Origin of the sequence: Brevundimonas sp. EAKA (assembly GCF_000698025.1) — a bacterium.
GTDB classification, from domain to species: Bacteria; Pseudomonadota; Alphaproteobacteria; order Caulobacterales; family Caulobacteraceae; genus Brevundimonas; species Brevundimonas mediterranea_A.
In genome coordinates, this window is record NZ_JMQR01000003.1 from 39,351 (window position 1) to 64,356 (window position 25,006).

21 protein-coding genes and 1 tRNA gene are annotated in these 25,006 nt (G+C 65.9%); 6 read left to right on the forward strand and 16 right to left on the reverse strand.

The window, feature by feature from the left end; genetic code table 11:
- Positions 1 to 15 precede the first annotated feature (15 nt).
- Together ER13_RS01105 and ER13_RS18205 are read right to left on the reverse strand one after the other, a co-directional pair.
- Complete coding sequence (locus tag ER13_RS01105) at positions 16 to 675, reverse strand: hydrolase (RefSeq protein WP_035305508.1); 660 nt, start codon at positions 673 to 675, stop codon at positions 16 to 18.
- An 80-nt stretch (positions 676 to 755) separates the two neighbouring features.
- On the reverse strand, positions 756 to 1,046 hold the full coding sequence (locus tag ER13_RS18205; protein ID WP_154725620.1) for a hypothetical protein: 291 nt from the start codon (positions 1,044 to 1,046) through the stop codon (positions 756 to 758).
- Positions 1,047 to 1,293: 247 nt separating this feature from the next.
- On the opposite strand from ER13_RS18205, the gene ER13_RS01115 reads away from it, so the two are divergent.
- The 4 genes from ER13_RS01115 (at position 1,294) to ER13_RS01130 (ending at position 11,467) form a co-directional block, all read left to right on the forward strand.
- Positions 1,294 to 2,124: an alpha/beta fold hydrolase gene (locus ER13_RS01115; RefSeq protein ID WP_035305512.1), complete on the forward strand. Its 831-nt coding sequence runs from the start codon at positions 1,294 to 1,296 to the stop codon at positions 2,122 to 2,124.
- A 378-nt stretch (positions 2,125 to 2,502) separates the two neighbouring features.
- Complete coding sequence (locus tag ER13_RS01120) at positions 2,503 to 7,620, forward strand: ATP-binding sensor histidine kinase (RefSeq protein ID WP_081836068.1); 5,118 nt, start codon at positions 2,503 to 2,505, stop codon at positions 7,618 to 7,620.
- 240 nt (positions 7,621 to 7,860) lie between these two features.
- Positions 7,861 to 10,845, forward strand: coding sequence for a triple tyrosine motif-containing protein (locus ER13_RS01125; protein WP_035305514.1), 2,985 nt, complete (start codon positions 7,861 to 7,863; stop codon positions 10,843 to 10,845).
- Positions 10,838 to 11,467 (forward strand): response regulator transcription factor, encoded by a 630-nt coding sequence (locus tag ER13_RS01130; protein ID WP_008258680.1) that lies wholly within the window; start codon positions 10,838 to 10,840, stop codon positions 11,465 to 11,467. Before ER13_RS01125 ends, ER13_RS01130 begins: the two co-directional genes overlap by 8 nt.
- A 17-nt stretch (positions 11,468 to 11,484) precedes the next feature.
- On the opposite strand, the gene ER13_RS01135 is transcribed toward ER13_RS01130, so the two are convergent.
- The 10 genes from ER13_RS01135 to ER13_RS01180 form a co-directional block, all read right to left on the reverse strand.
- Positions 11,485 to 12,759, reverse strand: a complete 1,275-nt coding sequence (locus tag ER13_RS01135; protein ID WP_035305516.1) for an MFS transporter — start codon at positions 12,757 to 12,759, stop codon at positions 11,485 to 11,487.
- 22 nt (positions 12,760 to 12,781) lie between these two features.
- A complete protein-coding gene (gene poxB / locus ER13_RS01140; protein WP_035305553.1) occupies positions 12,782 to 14,500 on the reverse strand; it encodes a ubiquinone-dependent pyruvate dehydrogenase in 1,719 nt (572 codons plus the stop codon).
- An 818-nt stretch (positions 14,501 to 15,318) separates the two neighbouring features.
- Positions 15,319 to 16,122 (reverse strand): DUF4102 domain-containing protein, encoded by an 804-nt coding sequence (locus tag ER13_RS01145; protein WP_081836069.1) that lies wholly within the window; start codon positions 16,120 to 16,122, stop codon positions 15,319 to 15,321.
- A 149-nt stretch (positions 16,123 to 16,271) separates the two neighbouring features.
- Positions 16,272 to 16,361, reverse strand: a tRNA-Ser gene (locus ER13_RS01150).
- A gap of 86 nt (positions 16,362 to 16,447) precedes the next feature.
- Positions 16,448 to 17,398 (reverse strand): NAD regulator, encoded by a 951-nt coding sequence (locus ER13_RS01155; RefSeq protein ID WP_052004668.1) that lies wholly within the window; start codon positions 17,396 to 17,398, stop codon positions 16,448 to 16,450.
- Positions 17,399 to 17,400: 2 nt separating this feature from the next.
- Positions 17,401 to 17,994: a YfbR-like 5'-deoxynucleotidase gene (locus ER13_RS01160; RefSeq protein WP_035305561.1), complete on the reverse strand. Its 594-nt coding sequence runs from the start codon at positions 17,992 to 17,994 to the stop codon at positions 17,401 to 17,403.
- A gap of 159 nt (positions 17,995 to 18,153) precedes the next feature.
- Positions 18,154 to 18,963, reverse strand: coding sequence for a hypothetical protein (locus ER13_RS01165; RefSeq protein WP_008264116.1), 810 nt, complete (start codon positions 18,961 to 18,963; stop codon positions 18,154 to 18,156).
- 80 nt (positions 18,964 to 19,043) lie between these two features.
- Positions 19,044 to 19,904, reverse strand: coding sequence for a MoxR family ATPase (locus tag ER13_RS01170; protein ID WP_008261076.1), 861 nt, complete (start codon positions 19,902 to 19,904; stop codon positions 19,044 to 19,046).
- 63 nt (positions 19,905 to 19,967) lie between these two features.
- The gene (locus ER13_RS01175) at positions 19,968 to 20,165 is read right to left on the reverse strand and encodes a hypothetical protein (protein ID WP_008264396.1); all 198 of its coding nucleotides are present in this window, start codon (positions 20,163 to 20,165) and stop codon (positions 19,968 to 19,970) included.
- Positions 20,166 to 20,190: 25 nt separating this feature from the next.
- Positions 20,191 to 20,628: a hypothetical protein gene (locus ER13_RS01180; protein WP_035305519.1), complete on the reverse strand. Its 438-nt coding sequence runs from the start codon at positions 20,626 to 20,628 to the stop codon at positions 20,191 to 20,193.
- A gap of 155 nt (positions 20,629 to 20,783) precedes the next feature.
- Here ER13_RS01180 and flbT point away from each other — a divergent pair, with 155 nt between their 5' ends.
- Together flbT and flaF are read left to right on the forward strand one after the other, a co-directional pair.
- A complete protein-coding gene (gene flbT, locus ER13_RS01185; RefSeq protein WP_035305521.1) occupies positions 20,784 to 21,206 on the forward strand; it encodes a flagellar biosynthesis repressor FlbT in 423 nt (140 codons plus the stop codon).
- Positions 21,166 to 21,531: a flagellar biosynthesis regulator FlaF gene (gene flaF / locus ER13_RS01190; protein ID WP_008260160.1), complete on the forward strand. Its 366-nt coding sequence runs from the start codon at positions 21,166 to 21,168 to the stop codon at positions 21,529 to 21,531. The genes flbT and flaF overlap by 41 nt, the downstream gene beginning before the upstream one ends.
- A 291-nt stretch (positions 21,532 to 21,822) precedes the next feature.
- Here the strand turns inward: flaF and ER13_RS01195 are convergent, their stop codons facing one another.
- The 4 genes from ER13_RS01195 to ER13_RS18565 all read right to left on the reverse strand — a co-directional run.
- A complete protein-coding gene (locus ER13_RS01195; protein WP_008260023.1) occupies positions 21,823 to 22,461 on the reverse strand; it encodes an exopolysaccharide biosynthesis protein in 639 nt (212 codons plus the stop codon).
- Positions 22,462 to 22,562: 101 nt separating this feature from the next.
- Entirely contained in the window at positions 22,563 to 22,751 is a 189-nt protein-coding gene (locus tag ER13_RS01200) for a DUF3008 family protein (RefSeq protein ID WP_035305524.1), read from the reverse strand.
- A 30-nt stretch (positions 22,752 to 22,781) separates the two neighbouring features.
- The gene (locus ER13_RS01205; protein ID WP_035305527.1) at positions 22,782 to 23,951 is read right to left on the reverse strand and encodes an isovaleryl-CoA dehydrogenase; all 1,170 of its coding nucleotides are present in this window, start codon (positions 23,949 to 23,951) and stop codon (positions 22,782 to 22,784) included.
- 43 nt (positions 23,952 to 23,994) lie between these two features.
- The coding region (locus tag ER13_RS18565) for a hypothetical protein (protein WP_035305529.1) at positions 23,995 to 25,006 on the reverse strand (1,012 nt) is incomplete at its 5' end.

Sequence of the window (25,006 nt, forward strand, 5' to 3'; positions counted from 1 at the left end):
GGTTAGAGCGAGAGATCAGCCTTCGCGGGCATGCGCGCCCAGCATGGCGCGGGCGTACTGAAGCCCGACGCCGTATGCGCCGCCGAACTTCACCGCGGCGGCGGTGGTGGATTCGTAGGTCTCGCCGCGCGCCCAGTCGCGTTGCAGCTCAAGCAGATACTGGATCGAGGTCATCGGGCGGGCGCCGGCCTGGATCATGCGCTGAACGGCGCGTTCGTGGGCCTCGGTCGAGACGTCGCCCGAGGCGTCGGTGATGACGAAGACCTCGAACCCCTGATCGATGGCGGACAGGACCGGACCGACGATGCAGACCGAGGTCCACAGGCCGGCGATGACGACCCGTGACTTGCCGGCGCGGTTGACGGCGTCGGTCACCTGAGAGTCTTCCCAGGCGTTCATCGTGGTGCGGTCATAGACCGGGGCGTCTGGGAAGACGTCCTTGATCTCGCTGAAGATCGGACCCGAGAAGGTCTTTTCCGCCACGGTGGTCAGGATGGTGGGCACATTGAAATCGCGCGCCGCCGTCGAGATCAGGGCGGTGTTGGTGCGCAGGGTTCCAATGTCGATCGACGCGGTGGCGAAGGCCATCTGCGACTGGTGATCGACCAGGATCAGGCTGTGGTCGGTCGGGGTCAGCAGGCCCTTGCCGGCGGTCGGGGTGGCGGTGACGGTCATGGTCTAGTCCTCGGGTTGGCCGCGGTGCGGCGTGTTGATGAAGGCAATGTGCCCACGCCCTCGACGGTTAGAAATGGAAACTAACAAAATTCACTGTTTCGAATTCTGAGCGATCTGGGTTCGGGGCCGAGCGGCGAAGGGGCGGGGGTCTCGAGGGTCGCGATCACCGAACGTCCATCCAGACGGCACCGGATCGCGGCGACCGACAGCCAGTCGGAGGCGGTCGTGCGGGTGTTCTGCGGCGTGGATTGTGCGGCGCGGTGCGGCATGGCGATCTCCCAGGTCGACGCCAGGGTCGCCGCATCGCCGGCTCGGGTCTTGGACCGAAGCGCTGAAAGCTGCGGGTTCGGCTCTGTCGTCGGATCGTCCAAGCGCAGCGTTCTGGTCCAAGACCACAGCGAACCGGCGGGCCAGTCTGTCAGCGTCGATTACGGGCGCGGCCGCACCGCGTCACCCAACTGGAACAGTGCAATGCCAACCTTCGTATCCGACCTCCCCCAGGCGTCTCGTCGCGGCCTTCTGGCCGGCGGCGCCGCGCTCGGACTGTCCTCCCTCATCCCTTCCATAGCGTCGGCGCGGGCCACAACCGCCTCGGCCTCCATCACCGGAGACGACACCATGTCTTACGTCACCACCTCGGACGGCGTTCAAATCTACTACAAGGACTGGGGCCCCAAGGACGCCCAGCCCATCGTCTTCCATCACGGCTGGCCGCTGAGCTCGGACGACTGGGATTCCCAGATGATGTATTTCGTCCTGAAGGGCTTCCGCGTCGTCGCCCATGACCGTCGCGGTCACGGCCGCTCCAGTCAGGTGTCCGAAGGTCATGACATGGACCATTACGCCGCGGACGCCGCAGCCGTCGCCAACCACCTGGATCTGCGCAACGCCGTCCACATCGGTCACTCGACCGGCGGCGGCGAAGTGGTTCGCTATGTCGTCAAACACGGCGCCGGCCGCGTGGCCAAGGCCGTGTTGGTCAGCTCGGTCCCGCCGCTGATGCTGAAGACCGCCGCCAACCCCGAGGGCACGCCGATCGAAGTGTTCGACGGTTTCCGCGCCAGCCTGGCCGCCAACCGCGCCGAATTCTACAAGGCCGTCGCCTCGGGTCCGTTCTACGGCTTCAACCGTCCGGGCGCGACCCAGATGCCGGCGGTGGTCGACAACTGGTGGCGTCAGGGCATGACCGGCGGCGCCAAGGCCCACTACGACGGCATCAAGGCCTTCTCGGAAACCGACTTCACCGAAGAACTGAAGGTCATGAACGTCCCGACCTTCGTGATCCAGGGCGATGACGACCAGATCGTTCCGTACAAGGACGCTTCGGTGAAGACCGCCGCCCTGCTGCCCAACGGCACGCTGAAGATCTATCCGGGCTTCCCGCACGGCATGCTGACGACGCACGGCGACGTCATCAACCCCGACCTGCTCGCCTTCATCCAGTCCTGATCGATTGGAGATGAAGAGGCCGCCCCGCAGTAGTGCGGGGCGGTTTTTCCCTGTGTGCAAGGCTGGCGTCATCTACCACGTCGCCTCTTCGGCGAGCCCGGCGGCGCCTGTGCAGCAGCGATAGGCTCGTCAGTCCCACCAGCTACCCGATAGGGTATTCCCCATGCCTCCGCATGAGGTTGAGATATCCAGGCATGGTGCAATAGTCGCCGCATAGGGGGCGAGGTCGCGCCTCTGATTGCATGGACGCCAAGGTCATCGAGTTGAACTGAAATCCAGCGCGCGCAAAGCGGGATGGCTTGCTGGAGCGCCTGCGCAAGACCCGCATAAAGACGACTGTCATGCGGTGGCGCATGACCCCGACAGAGGTCATCAGCTATGAACGTCTTGAGCCGAAAGGTGCTCTCCAGCGTCGATCCAACAAAGGACTGGGCCTGGATTGAGTCTGCTGTTCGGAATCGACTGTCCGAAGATCGCTGCCTCGTCTGGTTTGCCGTTACCGATGCGGACGGAGCGGCCTGGCGGCTGGTGAGCGGCTCCGCCGCCTCCGCTGACGTCGCTCAGGGGCTGCAGACTTACTATGAGACGACGATACGTCTCTCTTCGAAGCGGGTGGATGCCGCCGCCGCCCTGGTTCGCAGCAACGAAGAACTGCTGCTGGTCCTTCCCGGAAACCTAAGGCCTCCCGTCGAACCGGTTCGAGACCAAAGGCCGGAGTCGATGTCTCGCTTTCTGAAGATGGCCTCGGCGGCTGCAGAAGCCCTAGCGCATGTCCACGGCGCGGGGATTCTGCATCGCGCCATAAAGCCGTCCTCACTGTTGGAAGGCGAGGCGGGGGCGGTGATATTGACCGGCTTCATGCGTGCCGTCGTGCAGGACCGGGATTCGAGCTTTCCGATCGCTTTTCCCCATCCGCTCGATGATGCGGACATCCTCTACGCCGCGCCGGAACAGGCGCGGCGGATCCGGCCGTACAGTGACGAACGTTCCGACCTCTATTCGCTGGGCGTCAGCCTGTACGAACTGCTGACCGGCAGGCCGCCGTTCGAGGCGCGAACGCGCGCCGAGTGGCTGCATGCCCAACTGGCGGTCGAGCCAGCGCCGCCCAGCCGGCATCGGCCGGGCGTGCCGGCGGCGTTGGACGCCCTCATTCTCAAGCTGATGGCGAAAGATCCCGCGGATCGACATCGCAGCGCGGGCAGTCTGTGCTCGGACCTGCAGCAGACGCTGGCGGCCTGGCAGTCCCCCGGCGCATTCACGGCCGTCGATGCCCGTCCGGCCTATCGCGTCCGTGGCGCCGCGCGGCGGCTTTTCGGACGCGGCGACGAGGCTGCGGCCCTGGTGGAGGCCTGGCGGCGCGTTCAAGCCGATGGCGCGTCCGAGATGGTTCTGCTGGCGGGGGCGGGGGGCGCCGGAAAATCCTGTCTGGTCGAGCGGCTTCCGCAGTTTTCGGGCCAGGACAGTCTGAACATGCTGACCGGCAAGGCCGACGCCCTGCAGGAGCAGGCGCCGTTCGCCCTGATGCGGTCCGTCCTCGGCGCCCTGGTCGCTCAGCTTCTGGTCAGCAGCGCCGCCGTATTGAACGAAACCCGTACGCGCATTCTCAAGGCCGTCGCCGGGCACGGCCAACTGATCGTCGATCTTGTTCCTGACGCCAAGATCATTTTCGGCAAGTCTGCGATCTTGTCTGACTTGCCGCCGGCCGCAGCCAGAGAGCGGATCGTGCAGGTCATACTGGCGGCCTTATCGGCCTTCGCCCGCGAAGATGCGCCCCTGGTGCTGTTTCTCGACGATCTGCAGTGGGCCGATGAAGACTCGCTGGAAGTGTTGAAGGCGGCGGTCGCGGCGCCGCCCGCGCATATGCTGTTGATCGGGGCCTATCGCGACGACGAGGCCGACCGTCTGGCTGCGCCGGGCGGCGTCATTCCGCTCGCCCGGGAGGGCGTGGCGCGGCTGACGGAAATCCATCTGGGGCCCTTAAGCCAGGCCACGCTCACGGACCTGGTCGCGGCCGCCCTGGGACGAGACTCCGAGTCCGTCTTCACCCTGGCGGAGATGATCCATGAGCGTACGGCGGGGAATCCGTTCTTCGTCGATCAACTGCTGGGCCGGTTCTTCGACGATCATGTCATCGCCTATGACGTCGAGCGCGGGATATGGGCCTGGAACGACGCGGATGTGGCCGCCTACAGCCGTGCCGAAGACGTGGTGGAATTCCTGGTCGAACATTTCGAACAACTGCCGGCCGAACAGCAAGGCATGCTCAGGCTTTTGGCCTGTATCGGGCGACAGGCGGACAAGCAGACTGTCGAACGGCTGGCCGGGAGCGATGCGGCCGAGGTGCGCCGCCGGATACAGCCGCTGATCGACGCCGGGCTCGTGCTTGTCTATCCGGCCCGTTACGTGATCTCGCATGATCGCGTGCTGGAGGCCGCCTACGCCCTTACGCCGCTATCCGAAAGACGTCGGCTGCACGCCCAGATCGCGCGGCTGATGATCGAAATGAGCGCCGCGACGACCAGCGAAGGCGCGTTCGAGATCGCCACCCAGATCGAACGCGTGGGCGACGATGTTCCGGCCAGCGACCGGGTACCGTTCGTGATCGCCCTGCTGGCGGCGGCCCGGGGCGCCAGGACGGCCGCAGCCGTTGGGCGTGCGCTGCAACTGCTGGAGTCCGCCCGGGCCCTGGTCGTTCCTTCATGGTGGACCGCACACTATGAGCTGACGTTCGACCTGCACTTGTTGCAGTGCGAATGCCTGATCGCCGGGGCGATGATCGACGAGGCGGAAACCAGTATCGACGCCCTGCTGCTGCGGGCGGGGCGGCCCCTGGATACGGCCGCCGTCCATCGCCTGAAGGCCATGGTTCTGACCGTGCGGTCCGATTATGTGAAGGCCATCGAGGCGGCCCTTGAGGGGCTGAACCTGTTGGGCGTCGTCCTGGAGCGGCGGCCCGTTGCCGCAGATTACGACACCGCCCTGCGGCCCATCCGGTCGGCCATGGGCGGCCGCCGGCTCGAAGACGTGTCGGATCTGTCGACGATGGAAGATCCATCGATGCGGATGGCCATGTCCCTGCTTTCGACGCTCATCAGTTCTATGTTCGTCGAGGACGAAATGCGATTCCTCCATGTGGCGAAGATGGTGGAACTGACGTTCAGACATGGCCGAACCCCGGATTCCGCCTATGGGCTGGCTTGGTTCGGCGTCATGATCGCCCATCGCCATGACGCCTATCACGAGGGCTTCGCCTATGGTCAGGCCGCGCTCGCGCTGGTTCGACGCCATGGCTATGCCGGGCAACTGACCGCAGCCCTGGTGGCGGTCGATCAACTCAGCCCCTGGGTCGAGCCCCTGTCCGACACCCTGGGTCATATCCGCAGCGCGATCGCCGCAGGCCGCTCTGCCGGCGACGTCGGCATGACCTGCTACGCGCGGAACCACCTGGTCTCGGACCTGATCGTGTCCGGCGAACACCTGTCGATTGTCGTCGAGGAGGCTGACGAGGCGATCGCCCTGACGCGTCAGGTGGGGTATTCGGACATCGAACATCTGATCGGCGCTCAGAGGCGTTTGGTCCGCGATCTACAGGTTGATCCGGTTCGAACCCCGGTCGCCGGCGTCGAGCCCCAGATCGTGTCCTATGCGTCGCAGTTCTGGGCTCGGCTTTACGAGGGCATGGGCGCTTATTTCGCCGGGGATTACGCCAGCGCCTGCATCCGCCTGGGCGAGGCCGAGGTCCTGCTCTGGACCGTGCCGGCCCACATCGACTCGGCCTATTGCGTTCTGTTCAAGGCCCTGGCCGAGACCGCCGCGGCCGATGCGTCGAACGCTTCCGCCGTCGTGGCTCGGGTGCGCCCGCTTCTGGATCGACTGGCCACCTGGGCGGCGCTCAATCCGCTGACCTTCACCAACAAGCAGCGTCTCGTCGAGGCTCAGATCGCCTATCTGGAGGGCGATGCGCTTCTCGCCCTGCGGCGGTTCGACGAGTCGATCATTGCGGCGGTTGCGGCCGGGTTCGTCCATGAAGAGGCTATCGCGCGCGAACGGGCGGCCGGCTGCTACGAAGCCCTGGGGTTTGCGGCGGCCGCGCAGCATCAACTGAGCGCCGCCCACGACGCCTATGTCCGGTGGGGCGCGGCGGGCAAGGCGAAGCGGATGGCGCAGATCCACCCCCGTCTCGCCGCAAGCGCCCGACCCGAAAGAGTCGCCGACGGGGCCGATCACGCCATCCTCGATCTCGACGTCATCACGCGCGTCTCCCAGACCCTGTCGGAAGAGATTCCGCTGGACCGCGTGATCGAGACCCTGATGTCGAACATCATCATCCACGCCGGGGCGGACTACGGCGTCCTGGTGCTGCTGAGAGGGCCGGACCCCGTGGTTCAGGCCGAGGGCCGGGTGGTCGAGGGCGACGTGGTGATGACGACGGCGACGACGACCCCGACGAACCGCCAGGTCCCCGCCGCGATCCTGAACGAGGTGATGCGGACCTGGAAGCCCAAGGTCATCGAGGACGCCAAGCTGGAGTGGAGACGTCAGGGACGCATCCCGATGGAGACGGCGGCCCGCTCTGTCCTCGCCTTGCCGCTGCTCAGCCGGGGGGCGCTGATCGGCATGATCTATCTGGAGAACCAGCTGGCCCCAGGCGTGTTCACGCCCGAGCGCACGACGATGACGCAGATCCTGGCGTCTCAGGCGGCGGTGTCGATCGAGATGGCGCGGCTCTATTCGGAATTGCTGGCGGAAAACGCCAACCGCACCGATATCGAGTTCGCACTTCGAAAGGCGCGGGTCGAACTGGCCCAGACCTCGCACCTGACCGTCATGGGGGAACTCGCCGCCTCCATCAGCCACGAAATCAACCAGCCGCTGGCCAGCATACTGGCCCTATCCAGTGCAGGCGTGCGTTGGTTGCAACGAAGCGCGCCGGATGTCGGCGAGGCGTTGGAGACCTTCCACGAGCTGGAAGTAGCCGCGAACCGGGCCGCCGGCATCGTCAGCTCGCTGCGGTCCCTGGCCAAACAGACTCCGCCGGCCCTGACGTCCCTGTCCATCTACCAGATCGTCGAGGATGTGCTGCGCATCACGGCGGGGGACATCGAGGCGAACAAGGTGGTGGTCGAGGCGCGTCTGCAGTGCGCACAGCATACGGTTCACGGCGACCCGATCCAGTTGCAGCAGGTCGTCCTGAACCTGATCACCAATGCGATCGACGCCATGGAGGCGACGCCGATCTCCGAACGACGATTGACGGTGGGCTCGGCGCTGGAAGACGGGTTTGTGAAGATTACCGTGGGGGACGCCGGAAAGGGACTGCCCCACGGCGACCCCGAGCGGATTTTCGGCGCGATGTTCACGACCAAGGAAAAGGGCATGGGAATGGGGTTGGCGATCTGTCGCTCGATCATCCAGTCCCACGGCGGTCAGATCGGGGCCGTGGAACGCGAACAGGGAACCGAGGTGTGGTTTACGCTCCCCTTGCGCCCGAACTGACGGCGAAACGAGATCGGCGACGCCACGCGCTGATCCGGCGCCTTCAAGCGAGGGCCCGACTTCGATATCTGGAGCGAACGCCGATCAATCTTACCCGAATGGGTATGTCGTATTTGCCTGTCTGCAAGTACTCCTGTCTCCGGATGCGCAGGCCAGACCTTGGTTGTGATCTTTGAGGCGTGACACGCAACTCGGAGGCTCGACGGAGACGCCCGTCTTGGCGATGGGCCGGGAGAATTCATGAAGGCGCTCCTGCTCGCTTTGATGGCGGTCATAGCGGTGTCGGGCCCGGCGCACGCTGATGGCGAGCCGCTGTCGATCTCGCAGTTCCACCATTCGCGATGGGATGTGATGGAGGGCGGGCCTTCCCTGGCGATCGCCGTCAGCCAGGCTCCGGACGGGTTTCTCTGGATCGTCTCCGCAGACGGCCTCAGCCGATTTGACGGCGTGGGGTTCGAATCCTTCACCAGCCGCCAGAACCCTGACGCCGCCGCCGCCATACGGTCGCTGCTGACGACCCGATCTGGCGCAGTCTGGGTCGGCCTGGGCGAGTTCGGCGGGGGCTGGACCCTGCGGGATGGAGAGCTTGTCGACACCGGCATGCCGAACCCGCCGATTCAGGTCACCAATCTGGCGGAAGATCATGACGGCTTGATCTGGGCGGCGACAGCCCGGTTGGACGGGCCGTTGCAACGCTACGTCAACGGACGCTGGTCTGAACTCGACCCGTCGTGGGGCCTGCCGGAGGGGTGGGTGTTCGATCTTTTGGTGACCAGGGACGGCGCGCTCTGGGTCGCCATGATGGACAGGCTGTTCGTGCTTCCAAAGGGCGCCAGACGGTTTGTCGAAACCTCCGCGGCCGTCGCGGCCGGCGCCGGCCTGGCCGAAGATTCAAAGGGACGAATATGGTTGGCGGACCGCAGCGGGGTGCGGCGCCTGCCGGACTATCTGAACGGCGCAAAGGAGACGCGCGCAGAACCCGCCTACGCCGTCTCCGGCATAAGCCGCGCCCGTATCCGTTTTACGCCCGACGGCAGCCTGTGGGGCGCGACGCGTGGCGACGGAATTTTCCGCATCCAGTCGCCGGACCGCTCGGGAACGCTCAGCCGATATCGGGCGGCGGACGGGCTGGGCAGCGACAGCGCATCGGACGTCATGGTGGACCGGGAGGGCACGGTCTGGGTCGCGGCCGGAAGTCTGGATAGTTTCGTGTCCACGGGCCTGGTCAGGGAGGCCGATATCCCGTCTTCGCCTGCCGGATATCGCATGATGGTCGACGACCTGGGGCGGGTCTATGTCACCTACGAGAACGGATTCTCCATCATTCGCTCGGGGCGCGCGCCCGAACCCCTGGGCGCGGCGGATTTCGAGGGGCTGTGCTCAGGGCGAAACGGGGCGGTCTGGGTTTCGACGCGTGATCGGCTGCGCAGAGTCGTGGATGGCCGATACGGCATGTCCGTGCCGGTCGAATTGGAAACCGTGAGCTGCGGCGAGGACCGGGAGGGAAGGCTCTGGCGCATCGACTCGTCGCGCACCCTCAAGGTCTGGGAGGGCGATCAATGGCGCGACATGACGGATCGGCTGCCGGTGGGAAAAGACCTGCCCTGGAGCATTGTGATCGATCGCCGGGGCGACGCCGTCATCCTGATGGATCGCCGCTACCTGGTGAAGTTCGACGGTCTGCGGCCCCAGGTCCTGAGCAACGCCGCCCTGGGTGTGGGGCCGTTCATCAATTCGGTGCAGGATGGACCGAGCGGCCTGATCGTGGCGGGGACCAAGGGGCTGGCTCGCATTCGTCCGGGACAGACCCAGCGCCTGACTGTCCGTGATCATCCCTGGCTGAACTATGTGTCCTCGATTTCGTGGGGACCGAACGGCGTCGTCTGGATCATGTCGCGCGCCGGTCTGGTGCGGCTGTCCGCAGCGGATCTGGACAAGGCGTTCGATCTGCCGGGCCTGCCTATTCCACATGTCGCCCGGCGTGGGCTGCCGGGTCTGCAAGGGGGGCGTCGGTTGCATGACGGCCTGACTGCGGCGCTGGGGGGCGACGGACGCTTCTGGTTCATCACGACCGGCGGCCTGATGCAGGTCGAGCCTCAGGGGCTGACGATGAACCGGCTGGCCCCGCCGGTGGTCATCCGCAATGTGACGGCCAGAGGCGTGTCCTATGATGCGAGCAAGCCGGTCGTCCTGCCCGAGGGCACGCGGAATCTGACCATCAACTATTCGGCCCTGAGCCTTCGCATGCCCCGGCTCGTCCGTTTCCGGTACCGGCTGGAAGGCGTCGACAAGACCTGGGTCGAGGCCGGTACGCGGCGCGAGGCCATCTATACGAACCTGGGGCCGGGCAAGCATCGCTTTCAGGTCATCGCCGCCAACGAAGACGGCGTCTGGAACACGGTCGGCGCGGGCGTCGAGGTGGAGATTCCCAACACCTTCACCCAGACTTGGATGTTCTACGCCCTCTGCGGATTTGGGCTCGCCGGCCTGTTCTGGGTGGTGGTCAATCTGCGGATGAGGGTCGTGGCCGGCCGTATCCGTTCGAAGATGACCGAACGGCTGGCGGAACGCGAACGCATCGCCCGCGAGCTTCACGACACGCTGCTGCAGGGGGTTCAGGGTCTGATCCTGCGGTTGCAGGTGCTCGTCGAGGACTTTCCGCGCCAGGCGCCGGCACGAACCGCCCTGGAGACGGCGCTGGACGACGCCGACGAAATCGTGGGCGAAGCGCGCGAGCGGGTGCAGAACCTGCGCCTTGTGCGGACCGAGGGCGATCTGGACACGGCGCTTCGCAAACTCGTGGATTTCCGCAACGCCACCCACCAGGGGCCGATCAAAATCGTGACGGAAGGCGCGCCCTATCCTCTGACGCCCATCGTCTGCGACGCGATCCTTCAAATCGTGAGCGAAGCCCTTTTCAACGCCCACCGCCATGCCCAGGCTTCGGAAATTCGAGTGGAGGTGGGTTACGCTCGGTCCGAGTTGATCGTGGCTGTGGCCGACGACGGCGTGGGAATCCCGGCCGATATCCTGAGCCACGGCCGCGCCGGTCATTTTGGTCTCAGCGGCATGCGCGAGCGGGCGCGGGCCATCGGGGCTCGGCTGGCGGTCGAAGCCGGGGCCGACGGCGGGACGGCGGTCACGGTGCGAATACGCGTGCGCGGGGCCTATTTCGCACGGCTTCTGAAAGCTCTCCCGCTCTGGTCGCGGACTCCTCATGACTGAGCCTTCCCATATCCGTATTCTGGTCGCCGACGATCATCCCATGATGCGCGAAGGCATTGTGGGCCTGTTGGGGCGACAGTCCGACATGTCGGTGGTCGGGGAGGCGCGCGACGGCCGCGAAGCCATCGACCTGTTCGAGCGGCTGAGGCCGGACCTCACCCTGATGGACATCCAGATGCCCGAGCTCACGGGTCTAGAGGCCATAAGGCAGATCCGCGCCCTCGATCCGCAGGCGGCCATCGTCGTGCTGACGACCTATCCCGGCGACGCCCTGGCCGTTCAGGCGCTGCAGGCGGGCGCGAGCGGCTATCTGCTGAAGAACTGCATCCGGCGCGATCTTCTGACGACCGTGCGGAACGTGGTGGCGGGTCGTCGCGTCATCGCCCCCGAAGTGGCGCAGCAGATCGCGATCTATTCGGCTGGCGACCGCCTGACCGAGCGAGAGATCGCCATTCTCAAAGCCATCTCCGAAGGGCGGGCGAACAAGGAGATCGCCCGTCGCCTGCATGTCTCCGTCGACACGGTGAAGGCCGACATGAAGCGGATCTTCTCGAAATTGGACGTCACGGACCGGACGCGCGCCGTCATCGTCGCCATCCAGCGCGGATCCCTCCACATCTAGGATATTATCCAGGCGGCTCAGCGCCCCTTGACCAGGCTGCGGGTCTGAAGCCCGGTCGCCAGAACAGCCGCCACGGCGCCCAGCGCGACGACGCCCGTCCATCCGAACCGCGCCCAGGCTAAGGTGGCGAGGGCCGATCCGGCCGCCCCGCCCAGGAACATCGCGCCCATGAAAAGAGTGTTCAACCGGCCGCGCGCCTCGGGCCGCAGGGCGTAGACGACGTGCTGGTTCGAGACCAGGGCGCTCTGCACCGCGAAGTCCAGCAGGATCACCCCCACGACGAGGCCGGCGATCGAGGTCCAGGTCCCGAAGATGATCCATGAGGCCAAGGTCAGCAGCGCGCCCAAGGCGATGACTTCATGCGGCCCGCGCCGATCCGCCACCCGGCCCGCTATGGGCGCGGCGACGACGCCCACCGCGCCGACTACGCCAAACAGGCCCGCCACGTCTGACCCCAGACCGAAGCGCGGCTCCTGCAGGCGCAACGCCAGGATGGTCCAGAAGGCGGCGAAGGCGCCGAACAACAGGGCCTGTGTCGCGGCCGCCAGCCGCAGCGTCGGAAACTCGCGCCACAGATCGACCAGGGTGCGTAGCAGGGCGGGATAGGACAGGCGGCTGTCGGGGCGGCTGGTCGGCAGGGCGACGGCCATCAGACCGCCGGCGATCAGGGCCAGGGGCGCGCCCAGCCAGAACATCTCGCGCCAGCCCGCGTGGGCGCCGACGAAGCCGGCCAGGGTCCGGCTCAGCAATATGCCGCATAGGACGCCGGACATGACCACGCCCACGGTCGCGCCGCGCTTCCCGGGCGAGGCCAGATGGGCGGCGAAGGGGACGATCTGCTGCGCCACCGTAGCGACGATCCCGACGATCAGCGAGGCGACGATCACCAGGGCCGCGCCCGGCGCCACGGCCGTCGCCGCCAGGGCCAGGGCCAGAACCACGAACTGGCCGACGATCAGCCGTTTGCGCTCGATCAGATCGCCCAGCGGCAACAGCAGAAACAGGCCCAAGGCGTAGCCCAGCTGCGTCACCGTCGGCACGAACCGGGTCGCCTCGCCCGGCAGGTCACGCTCCATCAGACCCAGCATCGGCTGGTTGTAATAGATGTTGGCCACCGCGATCCCGGCGGCCACGGCCATTGCGAACATCAGGCCCCGCCCGAGGCCGGCGGAGGCCGCAGGGGCTGCTGGGGCGGGTCGGGTATCGGCGGTCATCGGAACGTCTTTCTGCACCTCGAACGATCCGCCCTTGTCGCCCGGATGGTCCGACCCGGTCTTGTACCGGCGTGTCATCAGACGCCGCCCGGCCTGCGGCCTAGAGGTTGGTCCGGGCCAGTTCGATCACCTCGTCGCCCCGTCCGTTCATGATCGCCTTCAGCATGAACAGGCTGAAGCCTTTGGCCTGTTCCAGCTTGATCTTGGGCGGGATGACCAGTTCCTGGCCGGCTGTGACCACGTCGATCAGCACCGGGCCGGGATGGGCCAGGGCATGGGCGACGACGTCTTCCAGCGGGTCGGAGTCTTCGACGCGGAAGCCCTTGATCCCCATGGCCGTCGCCATGGCGGCGAAGTCGGGGTTCCTCAGATCCGTGCCGGTGTCCAGGAAGCCGCCGGCCTTCATCTCCATGGCCACAAACCCCAGCGAGCCGTTGTTGAAGACGATCACCTTCAGCGGCAGATCCAGCTGCGACAGGCTGACGAAGTCGCCCATCATCATGGTGAAGCCGCCGTCGCCGGACAGGGAGATCACCTGCCGCCCCGGCGCAGCCGCCTGGGCGCCTATGCCCTGAAGCATCGCATTGGCCATGGAGCCGTGGCTGAAGGATCCCAGCAAGCGACGCCGCCCGTTCATCTTCAGATATCGCGCCGCCCAGACGGTGGGGGTGCCGACGTCGGCGGTGAAGATCGCATCGTCGGACGCCAGTCGGCTGATGACCTCGGCCAGATATTGGGGATGGATGGGCCGGCCCTTCGCGGACGGCCGCGCCAGATCGTCCAGGCCCGCGCGCGCCGACTGATAGTGTTTGCGTGCGGCCTCCAGGAAACGCGGCGACCGATCCGGCTTCAGCTGCGGCAACAGGGCGGCGACGGTTTCGGCGACGTCCCCGACCACGCCCTGGGCCAGATGGGCGCGCTTGCCCAGGCTGGACGGGTCATGGTCGATCTGGATGATCCTGGCGTCCGACGGATAAAAGTTGCGATAGGGGAAGTCGGTGCCCAGCATGACCAGGGCGTCGCAGTTCATCATGGCGTGATAGCCGGACGAGAAGCCGATCAGGCCGGTCATGCCCACGTCGAAGGGATTGTCCCATTCGACGTACTCCTTGCCGCGCAGGGCGTGAACCACCGGCGCCTGAAGCGCCTCGGCCAGGGCCAGCACCTGATCATGGGCGCCGGCGCAGCCGCTGCCCGCCAGGATGGCGACCTTCTCGGCCCCGTTCAGCAGTTCGGCGGCCCGGGCCACATCGGCGACGGCGGGGGTGATGCGCGGCTTGCCGGGCGGGGTCCAGTCGGGCGAGGCGCCTTCCGACGCCGGGGCCAGAGCCACATCGCCGGGCAGGACGATCACCGCTACCCCGCCCTTGCCGACGGCGGTGTTCAGGGCGCGCGCCAGGACGCCCGGCATCTGGGCCGGATTGGACACCAGTTCGCAGAAGTCGCTGCATTCGCGGAACAGCTCCTGCGGATGGGTCTCCTGGAAATAGCCCAGGCCGATTTCCGACGAGGGAATATGGGCGGCGATGGCCAGGACCGGCGTGCGGTTGCGGTGACAGTCGAACAGGCCGTTGATCAGATGCAGGTTTCCTGGCCCGCAACTGCCGGCGCAGACCGCCAGCTTACCGGTGATCGCGGCCTCGGCCCCGGCGGCGAAGGCTGCGGTTTCCTCATGGCGGACATGCATCCATTCGATCTGGTCGAAGCGTCGGAGGCTGTCGTTCAGCCCGTTCAGACTGTCGCCGGTAACGCCCCAGATCCGGCTTACGCCGGCTGAAGCCAGGGTCTTGGCCAGCAAGTCCGCAACCGTCATCGACATGAGCTTGTCCTTGTGAAGTTTGCGCTCAGGGGGCGGGAACGAGCCCATCGCGTCTTGTCTGGAAATGCGTCAAAGCGTGGCCGGTTCGACCGATGGCGACGGCGCCCGATCACACTTGGCGCCAGTGTCTTTCGGCTAACCGCTTTTCGAGATCCGGCCTCAATGGCCGTCGGCGCAGGCTTTGCCGCAGTCGCCTAGTATCCGAATGCCAAATAGGCGAAGAACATTGGACGCAGGTCATCGCCCGCCCAGGCCGCGACCCCCAGCGCGGTCGGAAGCGTAACGACCAAGGCCTGGGGCCAGGATCTCCAACGCGCCGACCGCAGGGGTCCGCCAGCGGCGCCGCCCAAAACCTGCGCAACCGGCCAAGTTGATCCCGTCACCGACGCTAGCCATCGCGTGAGTTGGAGCGAACCGCAGCGTCCGTTGCTGGCGGCACCCTCAACGGCCGAGGGACATCTGGATAAGCTGCTGGCCGATCCAGGGAAGGTGTCGCGGGTCCGGCGCCATCGCGCTCTGCCGATTGACGAAATGCCTGGGTTCATCGCTCGCCTTTCAGACGTTGGCGGAATGGGCGCTCGAGCCCTGATGTTCGGAATTCTCATGGCTGCCCGCTGGGGGAAACCCGGGGCGCCACATGGGGCGAGATGGACGTTGCTCGCGGAATCTGAACAGCACCTGCAGAGCGCATGAAAGGGGGAAGGGTGCATCGCGCCGCGCTTTCCCGCGCCGCAATCGACCTTCTTGGCGTTCCCGGCAAACCCGACGACATCGTCTTTCCCGCTGCAAGCGGCGGGACATTGTCGACATGACCCTGATCAAGGTGCTGCGCGACCTGAAGGTGGATGCGGTTCCCCACGGCTTTCGATCCACCTTCCGCGATTGGGCGGCGGAGCGGACAGAGCATGCGCGCCTGTGCCGGGCTGCTTGGAGAGCAGGGCCATGAACTTGGGCAGTTCGGCGCGGTCGATGGCGGCATGGTGCGCGACCTTGCGCACCTTGCTCTTGGCGGGAAGGAGCAGTTCGAGGTGTCCGCGCCAGCGTGCGGGGTTTTCGCCCGAGCGCTGGCCGCGAACGGTGGACCAGTCCAGGACGGCCTCTATGCGTCCCCGAACGCGGCTGGCGGTTTCGGCCTTATCGATCCAGATCGGTTCGAGAACCCGCAGGATGTCGTTCGCGTCGATTGAGGCGACCGGCCGCGAACCGATGACCGGCTCGGCATAGGTCTTCAGGGTGGAGGTCCATTGGGCGGCGTGCTTGTCGTTGCGCCACCCGGCCCTATTGAGGCGGATATATTCGCTCACGGCCTGGGAAAAGGTCACGGCGCTGGCCCGCTGCCGACGGCAGGCCTCCTGCTCAGCCTTGCGCGCCTCAATCGGATCCACGCCCTTCAAACGGAGCTTCCGAAGCTCAAGCGCCATATCTCTGGCTTCGGCCAGGCCGACCGTATGCGCCGGGCCCAGGCCCATCTGGCGCTCGCGCCCATCGGCGGAATAGCGGAAAATCCACGACCGGGCGTCGCCCCGACCCACTTGGAGATACAGGCCCCCGCCGTCAGCATGGAGCCCAGGCTCCTTGATTCTGCTGGCTTTCAGAGCGCTCAAACGATGCAAGGCACGCATGGTTTCTACCCACGTTCCTACCCACGTTTGTGCAGCAAAACATGGCGAACCGGGGCGGTCAACGCCGGACGGGTCTAGCTCACGAAGTGTTGTTTTTATTGGGTTTTCGGACGTTCAGGAACCTTGGCGAACGCCCCTGAACAGGCGAATGGCGGAGAGGGTGGGATTCGAACCCACGGTACCCTTCCAGGCACGCCGCATTTCGAGTGCGGTACATTCGACCACTCTGCCACCTCTCCGCGGTGCATAGTCGCTTGGTCGAGCGAGCGGCTTCTCTAATGGCAGGCGCGCCGCATCGCAAGCGGTCTGTGAAAGAAATCGGACGCTATCTTTGCGCAGGTAGGGACAGGCCCGGCGCGGCGCCCGTCTGGGGGTCGACGCCCTTGAATCGAAACAGTTCGGCGGGGCGTCCGCCGGTGGTCGAGGACAGTTGTCCGGTGGGTTCGACCAGGCCTGTGCGTTCGACGCCGCGACGGAAATTCTGCTTGTGCAGCGTCAGGCCCGAGACGGCCTCGGCGGCGGCCTGGAGTTCCGACAGGGTGAAGAGGCCGGGCGTCAGGTCGAACAGGACCGGGCGGTATTTCAGCTTGCTGCGCAGCCGGCCGAGACCTGTCGCCAGGATGCGCCGGTGGTCCGATCCCATGGGCGCGCCGGGCAGCAGGGCCGAGGCCTCGGGCGGCGTCTGGCGCGCGTCGCGCCAGGCCTCGGCGACCAGTCGCGCCTCGTACAGAAGCTCATAGCGTTCCAGCACCCGTTCCTCGTTCCAACGGTGGTCGGGCGTCAGGGCGAACAGGGCGCGGGCGCGGGCCGTGCGGCGGTCGTCGGCGCCGGACCAACGGGCCAGTCCCTCGACCAGGGCGGCGTGCAGGGCGGGGTTGTCGGCGCGACGATCCTCCCACGGGAAGAAGTCGAATACGGCGTCCCAGTGCGCGTCGTGGGTCTGGCCCTGGGCCGCGTCCGGCGTCAGGGCCAGATAGCCGACCGAGACCTCGCGCCTCTGGTCTGGAGTGGGTGTGGCGCGGGGGGTGGCGCGGCCCGCATCGCCGAAGGTGTAGAGCTGTTCGACGAAGCCCAGGCGGAAGCCCGTCTGGTCGGTCACGAAGTCGCGCAGAGCCCGTTCAAACGTGCGGTCGCGCACGGGATCGAACGGGCCGAAGGGCAGGGCGCGGGCGCCGTCCTCGGCCTGGGTCGTCAGGACCACGGCCCGACGGTCCTTCAGCGCCATGACGACGACCGACAGGCCGATGCGCACGCCCTGATCCGCCGGTCCCGCCATGCCTATTCCGTATGCCAGGCGTCGTCGGCGGGCAGGAGGCCGACCGCCTTGGCCAGGACCTGATAGCGTTCCAGATAACGGGCCTGGGCGATGGAGGCCGGCTGGGGTTCGATGACCAGGCTGTAGCCCGGCGGGGGCGAGCCGAAGATGCCCAGGGATTCCTTTTCGTTGAATCCGGCCAACTGCGTCGCCTCGAAAAAGGCGCAGGCCTTGTCGGCCTTCTTGATCAGGGTCTTGATGGTCTGCGGCGTCTTGGGCGGCAGGCCGTAGCGGACGTGAATGGCCGCCTCGAGCCGGGCCTCGAAATCCTTGTAGCCCGAGCCCAGGGCCGCCTTGAACGGCGAGATCATGTCGCCGATGACGTATTCCGAGGCGTCGTGCAGCAGGGCGGCCAGGCGCCATTTCGGGTCCAGGCCCGGCTTGATGTGGGCGGCGATCTCCTCGACCACGACACTGTGCTGGGCGACCGAGAAGGCGTGCTCGCCGATCGTCTGACCGTTCCAGCGCGCGACGCGAGCCAGGCCGTGGGCGATGTCCTCGATCTCGATGTCGAAGGGCGAGGGATCGAGCAGGTCCAGGCGTCGGCCCGACAGCATACGCTGCCAGGCGCGGACTTCGGTCTTCTTCTTGGGGCGCTCGGCCAAATCGTCGATCCTGATGGCTTGTGGGCTGGTCAGGTGACGCAAAGCGGCGCGGGGATCAAGGCGGCAAGGGCGAATCGGATTGATCGGCGCCGCATCCAGCGTGGAAAACCGTCAGTTCCCGACGTTCAGAGCGACCAGATCCTTGGCGGATTCGAACACCCGGTCGTTGGTGGCCTTGGACCGCACAGTGGCGATGACCAGGGGGCCGCCGACCGGACCGCGCGCCACGAACCCCACCTGACGCCAGGCGCCGGCTTCGACATTGTCGTCGGCGAGCAGGAAGGTCATGCGGGTGGCGTCGCCGGGCGCCTGGGTGCGGACCTGGGTGGTTTCGCCGTTGGACTGGACGCTGACGTTGCTGGTCTCCGTCCGCACGCCCTGGCCGTCCTTGGACTGGATGTTGATGCCGGCGATACGGACGGAGGCGTTGTCGCCCTGGGTCTCTATGTGGATGCCGGGCAGGCTGACGGTGGCGTCTTCGCCTTTGGTCCTGATGTTGACGCCCGGCGCCTCGACCGAGGTCTTGTCTTCGCCCGTCTGACGCTCGCGGGCGTCGATCCGCACCGCCGCCTGCGGCATTTCATCGGACAGGCGGCGTTCGTAGTCCCGCAGCACCTGATCGGCCGAACGACCGTCCAGCTTGACCAGATAGAGAACCACCTCGGACCCGCGCGGCCCGCCATAGGTGCAGGATCCCCCGCCGGGGCTGGCCGATCCCTTGCGGGTCAGGACGTTCAGGGCGTCCGGGCATTGCAGGCCATCCACCACCTTCAACACGCCCAAGGGCGTGTCGTCCGGCGAGGTGGTCGTGGTGGTGGTGATGCGAACCGCGTTTTCGCCGTCGCACGCCGCCAGGCCGGCGCTCAGGCTTGCGGCCATCAGGCCGGCGGTCAGAAGACGATACGGGGCGGTAACGCTCATGTTTGCTATTGTGGGCGCTGGGCGGCGTCGATCCAGTGAAATCGCGGTAATGCCGATCAACCGCCCGATCAACTGCCCGGTCAACCGCCTGGGCGGCCGCCGTCGCGCCGACCCAGGAAGGCCAGCCGTTCGAACAGGTGGATGTCCTGTTCGTTCTTCAACAGGGCGCCGTGCAGGGGCGGGATCAGCTTGTTCGGCGTCTTCTCCCTCAGGGTCTCGGCGTCGATATCCTCGACCAGCAGCAGCTTCAGCCAGTCCAGCAGTTCCGAGGTGGACGGCTTCTTCTTCAGACCCGGCGTGTCGCGGATCTCGTAGAAGGTCTTCAGGGCTTCAGCGACCAGGCGGGGCTTGATGCCGGGGAAGTGGACATCGACGATGGCCGACAGGGTCTCGGCGTCCGGGAAGCGGATGTAGTGGAAGAAGCAGCGGCGCAGGAAGGCGTCCGGCAGCTCCTTCTCGTTGTTTGAGGTGATGATGACGATGGGGCGGATTTCGGCCCGGATCGTCTCGTCGATCTCCTGGACATAGAATTCCATCCGGTCGAGCTCCTGCAGGAGGTCGTTGGGGAATTCGATATCGGCCTTGTCGATCTCGTCGATCAGCAGCACGGGGCGGGCCGGGGCGGTGAAGGCCTCCCACAGCTTGCCCTTCTTCAGGTAGTTGCGGACGTCGTGAACCCGCTCATCGCCCAGCTGGCTGTCGCGCAGGCGGCTGACGGCGTCGTATTCATACAGGCCGTTGTGCGCCTTGGTCGTCGATTTGACGTGCCAGGTGATCAGGGGCGCGTCGAAGGCCTTGGCGATCTCATAGGCCAGAACGGTCTTGCCCGTCCCGGGCTCGCCCTTGATCAGCAGAGGCCGTTCCAGCGCCACGGCGGCGTTGACCGCGACCTTGAGGTCAGCGGTGGCGATGTAGCGATCGGTGCCTTCGAACCGGCCCATGAAAAACCCGCTCCGTGAATGTCACGAAGCGGGTTAGCGGATCGGATCGGGTATGAACAGCGATCAGGTGATGTGTTTGGCCGACACCGGGTCGCTGGCGGGGAAGGTCTCTTCGACGCCTTCGTCCACCAGAGCCTCTTCGCGGCTTTCGGCCTCTTGCACCTTGTCCTTCAGCTGGTCCGTCTTGCCCTCCTCGGCGACGATTCGTTTCGCATAGGGAGTATCGGTGGATGCGTCGGCCTTGGCGTGGGGATCGTTCATGTCGTCTCCTTAAGGGATTGGCGGCTCAGAGGGCCGGATCAGGGGTTTGATCGGGCGCGTAGCCCAGTTGTTCGATGTCGTCGTCGTCGAGACGTTTGGATTCCCAGTGGGCGGCGCTGGCCTGGGCCCCGCGCTCGTTCTCCATCAGGCCGGAATAGACCAGCTCGACCTCATCGTCCGCGCGCAGATTGTTGCTGTCGGCGTCTGACTGGCTCAGGGTTTCGCCATCCACGCCCAGCAGGGCGTCGGCTTCGCGCGCGATCCCGTCGAGAGCGAGTTGATCGTCGATGTCGAGATCGTCCTCGTCGAACTCATCCTCGTCGGCGTCGCCGTCCGCCTGGGTGACGTCCAGCACCTGTTCGGCCTCGTCCAGCAGGATGTCGCCTTCGCCCTCGTCGTCGACATGGGTTTCGTCGAAGACTTCCGACTGCTCCTGGTCGTCCTGGTAATCGTTGTCCGGCATGTGCGCCTCCTCTGCGAAGAGGAAACGTCAGCCGTGGTTAGGTGTTCCAGCGTACGGGGGGACAAGAGATGGTTAACCCTCTCGCGTTAAGGTTCGACTCATCAGGTGCGGTCCAAGATTGACCGGTTCCGACCTATTGGGGAGTTCGGTCGTCCATGGCGTTGAAGCTGTCGTTGAAACCCGGCGAGCGGTTCGTGTTGAACGGCGCGGTGGTCCAGAACGGCGACCGTCGCGGGGTGCTGATTCTTCAGAACCGCGCCAGCGTGCTGCGCGAGAAGGACATCATGCAGGCGGAGGAGGTCACCACCCCCGCCCGCCGGATCTATTTCCCGATCATGATGATGTATCTGGAAGAGGCCTCTGCAGCGAAATTCTACGACGAATTGGCGCTGCGGATCTCCGAGTTCATGGGCGCGACCAAGAACCCCGCCATTCTCGCCGAATGCGTCTCCGCCTCGCGTCACGTTCTGGCGCGCGAATACTACAAGGCCCTGATGGCGGCCCGTAAGATTGTCGAATACGAAGAAAAGGTTCTGAATGTCGCTTCAAGCTTACAAAGCGGCGACGTCGCGGGCTGAGACGCCGCGCGACCTGGAGTACCGGCTCTTCGGCCAGGTCACGCGCGCGCTTGTGCATGCCTCGACGGTCGATGAACGGGATCTGGCCACGCGTATCGATGCGCTGGACTGGAACCGGCGTCTGTGGTCGACCCTGGCTTCGGACTGCGGCGATCCCGCCAATGTGCTGCCGGCGTCCCTGCGCGCGCAGATCATCTCCCTGAGCCTGTTCATCAATCGCCACTCCTCCGCTGTCATGCGCGGCGAAGAGACGTTCCAGGACCTGATCGAGATCAACCGCATGATGATGCAGGGGCTGGCGCCGGGAGCGCAGCAGGCGGCCTGAGCGCGCCTTTCTTCACGAAATCGCGAAGCCTGTTGCTGCAAGCTGTTGAACCGACCTACCTTTCAGATCCCTGTTGAACAGTCGAAAGGAGGTGATCCAGTGTCTCATTGTCATCAATCGCGTGCGGTGGCCGCGACCCTGGTCCTCGGAGAGGTCCGGGCCTGACCTTTTGGTTGGCGCTAACGCCCGTCGGGCTGTTTGGCGCTGTTCAGGCTGAGTGTTGCGGTCCGGCCGTTCGCGGTCAGACAATGAAGGGCCGTCGCGGCGACGCGGCGGCCCTTTTGTCTGACTTCAGTGAAAGATCTGGGCGAACCAGCCGGCCGCGTGGTGGGCGACTTCGAAGACCGTGCGCCAGATCAGGAACAGATACAGGGCGCAGCCGCCGGTCGCGAGCGCGCCCAGCAGGATGGCGATCCCGTCCCTCTGCATCATGCCCAGGGCGAAGAAGACCAGGGCGATGCCGGGCAGGGCGTCGCCGAACGGGATGGGCAGGGCCATGATCAGCGCCAGGATCACGCAGATCAGACCCGTGACCGTGTCGGCGACCTCGCCGGTCAGGAACGGGATGCGCGGTCGGGTCAGGTTCTCGACGTAACGGACCGTCTTCATGATTCGCGACACCCCCGCGCGATAGGCCGCACGGCTGATGGAGGTGCGGAGCGCCCAGCGTGGGAGCCAGATCGAACTGCGCTGAAAGGCAAGTTCCAGCGACATCAGTATGATAGGGACCGCGAACACCGCCTTGCCCCCTGGCGGCCAGGGCAGCAGGGCCAGCATCGAGAGAATCAGGATCATCGCCCCGAAGCCGCGCTCGCCGAAGGCCGCGACCAGCTCCTCGAGCTTCAGCTTGGGATCGTCGCCTTCGCCTAGCTCCTCGATCACGTCCGAGAAGAGCCGCAGGTCGTCGTTTGGAGGCGGTTGGGCGGGCATCAGGCGCGGCTCGGGAAAGGGGTTCGCGCCATCTAGGCGCACAGAGGTTTCACCGCCACTTACCGAACGGCAACAAAGCCGAATAATCGCACCGGCGGCGCCTATTTCTTCGCCGCGTGCTCGGGCTTGCCCTTCCGTTTGGTGTGGGCGAAGTCCTCGAGCTGTTTCTCGGTCATGGACTCCACCATCGATTTCGAAGCGCCCTTGAGTTCGGACTTGGGCGTGTCGCCGCGTTTGGCCGACAGGGCGGCGCCGGCGGCCTTTTGCTGGGCTGCGGATTTTGCGGGCATGGGATGTCTCCTTCCGCCCGGAAGAAGCCGTCAGCCGCCCAGCAGTTCCCGACCGATCAGGAAGCGCCGGATTTCGTTGGTGCCGGCGCCGATGTCATACAGCTTGGCGTCGCGGACCAGGCGTTCGACCGGCCATTCCTTGGTGTAGCCCGCGCCGCCCAGGGCCTGGACAGCCTCAAGCGTGACCTTCACCGCATTTTCGGAAGCCAGCAGAATGGCGCCCGCCGCATCGTAGCGGGTGGTCAGGCCTGCGTCGCAGGCGCGGGCGACCGAATAGACATAGGCGCGGGCGCTGTTCAGGGCGACGTACATGTCCGCCACCTTGCCCTGCATCAGCTGGAATGATCCGATCGGTCTGCCGAACTGCTGGCGGTCGCGAACATAGGGCAGGACGACGTCCAGGGCGGCCTGCATGATGCCCAGCGGGCCGGCGGCGAGGACCGCGCGCTCATAGTCCAGGCCGCTCATCAGAACGCCGGCGCCGCCCCCCACCGGTCCCATGATGTTCTCCTCGGGCACCTCGCAGTCCTCGAACACCAGTTCCGCAGTGTCCGAGCCGCGCATACCCATCTTGTCCAGCTTCTTGGAGACGCTGAACCCCTTCATGCCCTTCTCGATCAGGAAGGCGGTGCAGCCCTTTGATCCGGCGTCGGGATCGCTCTTGGCGTAAACGACCAGGGTGTCGGCGTGGGGGGCGTTGGTGATCCAGAACTTGGTTCCGTTCAGGACATAGCGGTCGCCCTTTCGGTCGGCCCGCGTCCGCATCGACATCACGTCCGAGCCGGATCCGGCCTCGGACATGGCGAGCGCGCCGACATGTTCACCGCTGATGAGTTTGGGCAGATATTTCCGCTTCTGCTCGGGCGTACCCCAGCGCCGGATCTGGTTGACGCACAGGTTGGAGTGGGCGCCGTAGCTCAGGCCGATGGAGGCCGAGGCGCGGGACACCTCTTCCATCGCCACGACATGTTCCAGATAGCCCAGGCCCAGGCCGCCGTAGTCTTCTTCGACCGTGATCCCGTGCAGGCCAAGTTCGCCCATCTCGGGCCAGAGCTCGCGCCTGAAGGTGTTTGTCGCGTCGATCTCGGCCGCCAGGGGGGCCAAGCGATCTGCCGCCCAGCGGGCGGTCGTCTCGCGAATCGCGTCGGCGTTTTCGCCGAGGCTGAATTCCATGGATTGCGGCGCGAAGGGAATGCTCATGCGCAAAGGGGTAGCATCGCGCATCCTCTTTCGCAAAACAGTCTTAGGCGCGGTCGGCGCGGCCCCAGCGTTTGTAAAGATTGTAGCCCGACACCCCGACGCAGGCGAGGGCGATGACGGCCAGCACCCAGCCGATCAGGAGCGTTTCGTCGCTCGAACGGGAGGATTGCCGGAAGGCGGCCATGGCGGCGCCGAACGACAGCATGCCGATGCCGCCCATCACCAGAAAGGTCGCGGTTTCGCTCCAACCGGCCTGCTGAGCGGTGGGCGCGACCGGAGCATAGTCGGCCTGGATCTCTTCCTCGATCGCGGAATTCTCTTCCGTCCCGAACAGAGGCGTCTGGTCAGGATCGACCGCCTCGCGGCTCTCGGGCCATGCCTGGCGGGCGTTCGACGATTCCTGTGGCGAGACAGGATCAGCCGTCAGTTCAAGCGGGATCGGATCCTGCGGCGGCGCGGCGGCGGCGAACACCGGGACTTCGACCGCCTGCTCGGCGATCATTGGCGGTTGTTCAAACGTCTCAGGCGCGTCTTCTGAAGTCGCAGGTTCTGCAGCCGGCTCAGGCGTTGAAACCTCCTCGCCGGCGACCGCTGTTTCGCCTGGCGAGGGGTCGGGCAGGGCCGCGGTCGGGGTGAATGAAGTCTCTACCGCACGGTCTTCCGTCGCCTCGACCTCGACGTCTTGCGCAGCGAGGTCATTGGCGGCGGCGGCGGTCGCCTCCGGCTTCGCGTTCACGCGTCCCGCTCCAAAGCCGAGCAGCGGGCCGTGGGCGCGCACGGCGTAGGGCGAGTAGAAGGCGGCGACGCCGGCCGTCTTGTCGATCTGAGGTGCGGGCGGCGAAGGGCGCGGCTCCGGTTCTTTCGCCGGTTCGGCCTCTTCGGCGACGTCTGTCTCGATCAGGACGTCCGGGGTCGATTCCTCTTCGACCGGCGCGACTTCAAGCGCCGGAGGCGTCTCGTCGGCAGCGACGGGAAGCAGACCGTCCTGGTCTTCGCCCAGCAGAACCGCGACGGCGGCCGCTCTCGTTAGGGTCGCCGAGGGCAGGGCCGGGAAG

What these genes read in the sequence shown, in the direction of transcription:
- ER13_RS01105 (WP_035305508.1), bottom strand. Translation starts at nt 675, where the DNA reads ATGACCGTCACCGCCACCCCGACCGCCGGCAAGGGCCTGCTGACCCCG.
- ER13_RS01115 (WP_035305512.1), top strand. Translation starts at nt 1,294, where the DNA reads ATGTCTTACGTCACCACCTCGGACGGCGTTCAAATCTACTACAAGGAC.
- ER13_RS01120 (WP_081836068.1), top strand. Translation starts at nt 2,503, where the DNA reads ATGAACGTCTTGAGCCGAAAGGTGCTCTCCAGCGTCGATCCAACAAAG.
- ER13_RS01125 (WP_035305514.1), top strand. Translation starts at nt 7,861, where the DNA reads ATGAAGGCGCTCCTGCTCGCTTTGATGGCGGTCATAGCGGTGTCGGGC.
- ER13_RS01130 (WP_008258680.1), top strand. Translation starts at nt 10,838, where the DNA reads ATGACTGAGCCTTCCCATATCCGTATTCTGGTCGCCGACGATCATCCC.
- ER13_RS01135 (WP_035305516.1), bottom strand. Translation starts at nt 12,759, where the DNA reads ATGACACGCCGGTACAAGACCGGGTCGGACCATCCGGGCGACAAGGGC.
- poxB (WP_035305553.1), bottom strand. Translation starts at nt 14,500, where the DNA reads ATGTCGATGACGGTTGCGGACTTGCTGGCCAAGACCCTGGCTTCAGCC.
- ER13_RS01145 (WP_081836069.1), bottom strand. Translation starts at nt 16,122, where the DNA reads ATGCGTGCCTTGCATCGTTTGAGCGCTCTGAAAGCCAGCAGAATCAAG.
- ER13_RS01155 (WP_052004668.1), bottom strand. Translation starts at nt 17,398, where the DNA reads ATGGCGGGACCGGCGGATCAGGGCGTGCGCATCGGCCTGTCGGTCGTC.
- ER13_RS01160 (WP_035305561.1), bottom strand. Translation starts at nt 17,994, where the DNA reads ATGCTGTCGGGCCGACGCCTGGACCTGCTCGATCCCTCGCCCTTCGAC.
- ER13_RS01165 (WP_008264116.1), bottom strand. Translation starts at nt 18,963, where the DNA reads ATGAGCGTTACCGCCCCGTATCGTCTTCTGACCGCCGGCCTGATGGCC.
- ER13_RS01170 (WP_008261076.1), bottom strand. Translation starts at nt 19,904, where the DNA reads ATGGGCCGGTTCGAAGGCACCGATCGCTACATCGCCACCGCTGACCTC.
- ER13_RS01175 (WP_008264396.1), bottom strand. Translation starts at nt 20,165, where the DNA reads ATGAACGATCCCCACGCCAAGGCCGACGCATCCACCGATACTCCCTAT.
- ER13_RS01180 (WP_035305519.1), bottom strand. Translation starts at nt 20,628, where the DNA reads ATGCCGGACAACGATTACCAGGACGACCAGGAGCAGTCGGAAGTCTTC.
- flbT (WP_035305521.1), top strand. Translation starts at nt 20,784, where the DNA reads ATGGCGTTGAAGCTGTCGTTGAAACCCGGCGAGCGGTTCGTGTTGAAC.
- flaF (WP_008260160.1), top strand. Translation starts at nt 21,166, where the DNA reads ATGTCGCTTCAAGCTTACAAAGCGGCGACGTCGCGGGCTGAGACGCCG.
- ER13_RS01195 (WP_008260023.1), bottom strand. Translation starts at nt 22,461, where the DNA reads ATGCCCGCCCAACCGCCTCCAAACGACGACCTGCGGCTCTTCTCGGAC.
- ER13_RS01200 (WP_035305524.1), bottom strand. Translation starts at nt 22,751, where the DNA reads ATGCCCGCAAAATCCGCAGCCCAGCAAAAGGCCGCCGGCGCCGCCCTG.
- ER13_RS01205 (WP_035305527.1), bottom strand. Translation starts at nt 23,951, where the DNA reads ATGAGCATTCCCTTCGCGCCGCAATCCATGGAATTCAGCCTCGGCGAA.